Source organism: Hydrogenophaga electricum (assembly GCF_030160815.1).
GTDB classification, from domain to species: Bacteria; Pseudomonadota; Gammaproteobacteria; order Burkholderiales; family Burkholderiaceae_C; genus Hydrogenophaga; species Hydrogenophaga electricum.
The window spans coordinates 22,274-27,824 of the sequence record NZ_BSPB01000049.1; the positions used below are offsets into that span (position 1 = coordinate 22,274).

Here is a 5,551-nt window from a genome sequence, read left to right on the forward strand (position 1 = left end):
CACCAGCAGCACCGCCGACGCGGCCACCAGCAGCAGCAGGCCGACCAGGCCCGCGAGCGCGCGGCGCGTGAGCGCAGCGGCCCGGTGGGTGTCCAGGTCCAGCGTGTCGAAGTCGAGGCGGGGTTCGGTGACCATGTGTGTTCGGCCCTAGCATAGCGGCCATGCCTGTCCCGCACCGCATGCCGCCGAACGCGTCCGCTCCCGCCGGGCGGGTGCGGCGCCGTGCCGTGCTGGTGGGTGGCGCGCTGGCCGCCGCGTGCGGCGTCGCCACGGCCCGGCAGGCCCCGCTGCTGCTGCGGTTTTCGCACGTGGTGGCGCCCGACACGCCCAAGGGGCAGATGGCCCTGCGATTGCAGGCGCTGCTGCACGAGCGCTCGGGCGGGCGCATCCGGGTCGAGATCTACCCCGATTCGCAGCTTTGGGGCGACGATGACGAGATGGAGGCGCTGCGCCTGGGTGCGGTGGAGATGCTGGCGCCCTCGCTGTCCAAGTTCGGCATGGCCGGCGTGCCCGAGTTCGAGGTCTTCGATCTGCCCTTTCTGTTCCGCGACTTGGCCCAGGTACGGCGGGTGACGCAAGGGCGTGTGGGCCGCGAGCTGCTGGAGCGCCTGGGGCGCCAGCAGATGGTGGGCCTGGGCTTTCTGGACAACGGCTTCAAGCAGATGAGCGCGCACCGCCCGCTGCGCCGGCCGGCCGACTTCGCCGGGCTGCGGGTGCGGGTCCAGGCCTCGCAGGTATTGGGCGCCCAGATGCGGGCCCTGGGTGCGCGGCCCGTGGTGCTGCCCTTCGGCGAAACCCAGCGCGCCCTGGCCACCGGGGTGGTGGATGCGGCGGAAAACCCGCTGTCCAATTACCTCACCCAGCAACTGGCGCCGCTGCAGCCGCACGTGACGCTCACGCAGCACGGTTACCTGGGTTATGCCGTGGTGACCCATCCGCGCTGGTGGAAACACCTGGGCCGCGCCGACCGCGCGCTGGTGCGCCAGGCGCTCGACGAGGCGCTGCAGCACGGCAACCGCCTGGCGGCCGGGCTCGACCAGGCCGCCCTGGCCACGCTGCGCACCCAGCCCGGGGTGCAGGTGCATATGCTCGGCACCACCGACCGCGACGCGCTGCGCCAGGCGGTGCAGCCGGTGGTCGAACAGTTCCGGCGCAGCGTCGGGCCGGGCCTGCTGGACGCGGTGCACGGCGTCATCGGCGACGCCGCCTGAGCGCTGACGCCCGCGCGACATACGTAGTTTCACGACTGTTGAACGCCACAGTTGGCGCGGCCGGGGGGGGTGCGTATCGTCCCGCCTGTCCCGAAAAGGGACGGTTGCGGCCCCGTCTGCTCCGCGGACGCCGGCCATCCAGATCGACAACAGGCCCCGGCCCGGAGACTGCACCATGTCCTCGAAACCCGAGCGCAAGCCGCTCTACAAGTCCCTCTACGTCCAGGTTCTGGTCGCCGTCACCATCGGCGTGCTGCTGGGCCACTTCCAGCCCGACCTGGGCACGCAGATGAAGCCGCTGGGCGACGGCTTCATCAAGCTGATCAAGATGATCATCGCGCCCATCATCTTCTGCACCGTGGTGGTCGGCATCGCCGGCATGGAAGACATGAAGAAGGTCGGTAAGACCGGGGGCATGGCGCTGCTGTACTTCGAGGTGGTTTCCACCATCGCGCTGCTGATCGGCCTGCTGATCGTCAACCTGGTGCAGCCCGGCGCCGGCATGCACGTGGATGCGGCCACGCTCGACACCAAGGGCATCGCGGCCTACACCCAGCCCGGCCAGATGCAGGGCACGGTCGACTTCCTGCTGCACGTGATTCCCACCTCGGTGGTGGACGCCTTCGCCAAGGGCGAAATCCTGCAGGTGCTGCTGTTCTCGGTGCTGTTCGGCTTCGCGCTGCACAAGTTCGGCGGCCGCGGCACCATGGTGTTCGACTTCATCGAGAAGTTCTCGCACGTACTGTTCGACATCGTCGGCATCATCATGAAGGTCGCGCCCATCGGGGCCTTCGGCGCCATGGCCTTCACCATCGGCAAGTACGGCATCGGCTCGCTGTTCTCGCTGGGCAAGCTGATGGGCACCTTCTACCTGACCTGCCTGCTGTTCATCTTCGTCGTGCTGGGCCTCATTGCCCGCGCGCACGGGTTCTCGATCTTCAAGTTCGTGCACTACATCAAGGAAGAGCTGCTGATCGTGCTGGGCACCTCGTCCAGCGAATCGGTGTTGCCGCGCATGATGGAGAAGATGGAAAACCTGGGGGCGAAAAAATCGGTGGTCGGCCTGGTCATTCCCACCGGCTATTCGTTCAACCTCGACGGCACCTCCATCTACCTGACCATGGCGGCGGTGTTCATCGCGCAGGCGACCGACACGCCCATGACGCTGGTGCAGCAGATCACGCTGCTGGCGGTGTTGCTGCTCACGTCCAAGGGCGCCGCCGGCGTGACCGGCAGCGGCTTCATCGTGCTGGCGGCCACGCTGTCGGCCGTGGGCCACGTGCCGGTGGCGGGGCTGGCGCTGATCCTGGGCATCGACCGTTTCATGAGCGAGGCGCGCGCCCTGACCAACCTGGTTGGCAACGGTGTGGCGACGCTGGTGGTGGCCAAGTGGACGGGCGATCTCGACATGGCCCAGCTGCAGCACGGCCTGGACAACCCGGCGCCCGAAGAGGCCGACGAACCGGAGCTGATCCTCGACCAGCAGGTGGCGCACATGGCGGTGCCGCAGCAGGCCCGCTCCTGAACGGCCAGGGCCGGGCGCTCCCGGGGCATCGGGCGCCCGGTTTGCGGTTATGCAAAACGTATATGATACGAATATGTTTTGTATAGGAATAACCCCATGGGTATCGTCAAAATCTCGGACCTGATGCACGAGAACCTGCGGGTCGCGGGCAACGCCCTGAGCCGCTCCATCAACGCCCAGGCCGAACACTGGATGCGCGTCGGCATGCTGGCCGAAATGCATCCGGAGCTGAGCCATCAGGCCATCTGCCAATGGCTGGTGCGGGCCGAACTGGCCGGGGGGCTGGACATCGCCGGGGTGGTCGCCAGCCCGGCGGACACCACTCCACCCGTGGTGGCACCGGCGCAGGCCCGCTGATGGCGGCCCCCGGCATCACCCTCAAATCGGCCGACGACATCGCGCAGGCGCGCGAGGCCGGGCGGCTGGCCGCCGAGGTGCTCGCCATGATCGCGCCGCACGTCGTGCCCGGCGTCAGCACGGAAACGCTCGACCGCCTTTGCCACGCGCACATCGTGAAGGTCCAGGGCGCCATCCCGGCCAACCTGGGTTACCACGGCTACCCCAAGACCATCCTCACCTCGGTCAACCACGTGGTCTGTCACGGCATCCCGTCGCCCGACAAGATCCTGAAGAAGGGCGACATCGTCAACATCGACGTGGCCGTCATCCGCGACGGCTGGCACGGCGACACCAGCCGCATGTACTTCGTCGGCGAGCCCAGCCCGCTGGCGCGGCGGCTGGTGGAGACGACCTACGAGGCGCTGTGCGCCGGCCTGCGCGAAGTGCGGCCGGGGGCGACGCTGGGCGACATCGGCCACGCCATCCAGTCGGTGGCGCACCGGGCGCATTTCAGCGTGGTGCGCGAATACTGCGGGCACGGCATCGGCCGCACCTACCACGAGAAGCCGGACGTGCTGCACTATGGGCAACGCGGCGAAGGGCTGCGGCTGGAGCCGGGCATGGTCTTCACCATCGAACCCATGCTCAACGCCGGCAAGCGCGACGTGCGCGAACTGGGCGACGGCTGGACGGTGGTGACGCGCGACCGCTCCCTCTCCGCCCAGTGGGAACACATGGTGGCGGTCACGCCCGAAGGGCACGAGGTGCTGACTCGCTGGCCGGACGGCACCGGGGCTTACGCGCCGGTCTGATTTCCAGCGCCCTGCCGGCCCTTCGGGGCGGGCACAAAAAAGCGCCCCGAAGGGCGCTTGATGTCAGGGTCTGCAGCAGGCTCAGACCTTGGCGTTGGCGATGTAGCTGTCGTAGCGCCACTCGGAGAACTTGCTCCAGAGGATCTGGTCGCGCTGGAAGGCGCGCATGTCCTCGTGGATTTTCTTGAACTCGGGCGACTTGGCTTCGTGCTCGGCAAACACCTGCATGGAGGCCTTGAAGCCGGCGTCCATCAACTCCTTCGAGAACGGCTTGAGCTTGGTGCCGCCGGCCACCAGGCGCTTGAGCGCGCCGGGGTTCTGGGCGTCGTACTTGGCGGTCATGTCGCGCGCGGCCACGGCACCGGCGGCACGCACGATGGCCTTGTTCTCGGCCGACAGGGCGTCGAACGCCTTCTTGTTGATGAAGAACTCCAGCTCGGCGCCGCCTTCCCACCAGCCTGGGTAGTAGTAGTAGGGCGCCACGCGGCTGAAGCCGAGCTTTTCGTCGTCGAAGGGGCCGACGAATTCGGTCGCGTCCAGCGTGCCTTTTTCCAGCGCCTGGTAGACCTCGCCGGCGGGCATGTTCTGGGCCACCACGCCCAGCTTGGCCATGGCTTCGCCGAACAGGCCGCCGCCCAGGCGCATCTTCAGGCCCTTGAGGTCGGCCACGGTCTTGATCTCCTTGCGGTACCAGCCGCCCATCTGGGTGCCGGTGTTGCCCGCGCTCATGGAGACGATGTTGTACTTGGCGTAGAAGGCGTCCAGCAGCTTGCGGCCGTTGCCGTGTTCCATCCAGGCGTCCATGTGGCGCGCGGTCAGGCCGAAGGGCACGGCGCAGCCGAAGGCGAAGATGGCGTCCTTGCCGGTGAAGTAGTAGGGCGCGGTCTGCGCCATCTCGATGGTGTTGTCCTGCAGCGCGTCGACCACGCCGAAAGCCGGCACCAGTTCACCCGCGGCGTGCACCGAGACCTCGAACTTGCCGCCCGAAATGGCCTTGACGGTTTCGGCAAACTTTTCGGCCGAACCGTAAATGGTCGGCAGGGTCTTGGGGAAGCTCGAGGCCATGCGCCAGCGCACCGCGGCTTGCGCGTGCACCGCCGGGGCCACGCCGGCAGACAGCACACCGGCCACGCCGGCGTGCTTGATGAGGGATCGACGATCCATGGTTTTTCTCCTGAGGATGAACAATGCCGGTGCCCCGGGGCGTCGTGCGCCCCGGTCGCCCGGCGGTGGCGAAACAGTCGACCTTACCAGAGACCCGGGTTACCCCTTATCGCCTGCCGGACAAAGGCCTGTGGGCAATGAGGCGTGGGGCAGTTCGGGCACCGGCAGACGGGCGGCATCGGCCCGCCCGCTGGCCCAGGCTTCGCGCCAGGCCGGCAGGGTCAGCGCCGGATCGGCGCCCAGGCCGCGCACCACGCAGCCGCCCGACGCACCGGCGCTGGCCACGGCATGCAGTTGCGCCGGTGCCAGCACGCCGCCAATGCCCACCACCGGCGCGGGCGCCATGTGCGCCCACCAGGCGAGGTTGTCCAGACCCTGGGGCTGCCAGGGCATGTCCTTGGTGGTGGTGGGCCATACCGGGCCACAGGCGATCAGGTCGGGAGCCAGGGCCGCAGCACGGCACAGCTCCCACAGACTGTGCGAACTCAGGCCCAGGGCCA

Annotated in this window: 6 protein-coding genes; 4 read left to right on the forward strand and 2 right to left on the reverse strand. The window is 68.3% G+C overall.

Annotated features, from left to right (window positions below; genetic code table 11):
• Positions 1 to 161: 161 nt before the first annotated feature.
• From QQK43_RS19020 to map, 4 genes are all read left to right on the forward strand, one after another.
• Complete coding sequence (locus tag QQK43_RS19020) at positions 162 to 1,211, forward strand: DctP family TRAP transporter solute-binding subunit (protein ID WP_284309016.1); 1,050 nt, start codon at positions 162 to 164, stop codon at positions 1,209 to 1,211.
• Positions 1,212 to 1,386: 175 nt separating this feature from the next.
• On the forward strand, positions 1,387 to 2,736 hold the full coding sequence (locus QQK43_RS19025) for a dicarboxylate/amino acid:cation symporter (RefSeq protein WP_284309017.1): 1,350 nt from the start codon (positions 1,387 to 1,389) through the stop codon (positions 2,734 to 2,736).
• A gap of 96 nt (positions 2,737 to 2,832) precedes the next feature.
• The gene (locus QQK43_RS19030; RefSeq protein ID WP_284309018.1) at positions 2,833 to 3,093 is read left to right on the forward strand and encodes a ParD-like family protein; all 261 of its coding nucleotides are present in this window, start codon (positions 2,833 to 2,835) and stop codon (positions 3,091 to 3,093) included.
• Complete coding sequence (map, locus tag QQK43_RS19035) at positions 3,093 to 3,887, forward strand: type I methionyl aminopeptidase (protein WP_234263832.1); 795 nt, start codon at positions 3,093 to 3,095, stop codon at positions 3,885 to 3,887. Before QQK43_RS19030 ends, map begins: the two co-directional genes overlap by 1 nt.
• Positions 3,888 to 3,968: 81 nt before the next feature.
• Here map and QQK43_RS19040 read toward each other — a convergent pair whose 3' ends face one another.
• Complete coding sequence (locus tag QQK43_RS19040; protein WP_284309019.1) at positions 3,969 to 5,051, reverse strand: TRAP transporter substrate-binding protein; 1,083 nt, start codon at positions 5,049 to 5,051, stop codon at positions 3,969 to 3,971.
• 99 nt (positions 5,052 to 5,150) lie between these two features.
• A partial coding sequence (locus tag QQK43_RS19045; protein WP_284309020.1) for a thiamine phosphate synthase occupies positions 5,151 to 5,551 on the reverse strand: 401 nt, incomplete at its 5' end.